Source organism: Streptomyces jumonjinensis, assembly GCF_009600885.1.
Classification (GTDB): Bacteria; Actinomycetota; Actinomycetes; order Streptomycetales; family Streptomycetaceae; genus Streptomyces; species Streptomyces jumonjinensis.
This window is the reverse complement of sequence record NZ_VCLA01000195.1, coordinates 8,420-9,229: the sequence shown is the minus strand read 5'-3', so window position 1 is coordinate 9,229 and position 810 is coordinate 8,420. Positions and strand designations below refer to the sequence as shown.

Sequence of the window (810 nt, the reverse complement as noted above, 5' to 3'; positions counted from 1 at the left end):
GTACGCGAAGTGGGAGCCGCTGGCCACCGCGCTGCAGAAGGCCATCGCGCCCACGCTCACCGACGACGGCACCGGCTCCGGGTCCGAGGACGGCGATGCCCCCGGCACTTCCGCTGGTTGTGGTCCCGGCGGAGATGGGTCGGAGTTCGGTCCGATCCCGGCCGGGGTGCTTCCGAAGGGGTACGAGATCCCGTCCGATGCTCCGAAGTCGGTGCAGACGGCGATCCGCTGGGGCCTCGGCGCCCTGGGCACCCCGTACCAGTGGGGCGGGACGTGCGCGAACCCGCGGGGCCAGGATCCGATGGGGCGGTGCGACTGCTCGTCCCTGATGCAGGCCGCGTACAAGGCCGGCGGTATCTCCCTGACCCGGACCACGTACACCCAGGTCAAGGAGGGCAAGGCAGTCAATGCGAAGGCGCTGAAGCCCGGTGATCTGCTGTTCACCCGGGGCACGGCCCAGGTGCCGGAGCACGTCGGTCTGTTCATCGGCTCGGGCCTGATCCTGCACTCGCCGCGCACCGGCGACGTCGTCAAGATCGCCACCCTCGCGGAGTGGCGGCCGGACATCCTCGCCGTCCGCCGCGTCGTCTGACGCCCTCGCGTCCACCTCCCCCTCATTCTCTCCTTCCCTCCCTCCCGGGCATCCGTATGCCCTGAAACAGGAGTTTTGTGGTGAACATCAGCCAGTCGGGCCAGTTCTTGGCCTTCAACCCCGGTATCAAGCCCGCGGACGGCGGCCTGCCGGGCCTCGACGTCCTGAAGGACGTCATCAGCTCGATCAACCTCTTCGGGATCATCGCGGTCGTCGGA

General features: G+C 68.9%; 1 protein-coding gene and 1 pseudogene. Both read left to right on the top strand.

Annotated features, from left to right (window positions below):
* Positions 1-592, top strand: a 592-nt coding sequence (locus tag FF041_RS33390) for a C40 family peptidase (protein ID WP_194292280.1), incomplete at its 5' end; no start/stop codon positions are given.
* 80 nt (positions 593-672) lie between these two features.
* Positions 673-810, top strand: a pseudogene (locus FF041_RS40790) (DUF6112 family protein); the annotation flags it as partial.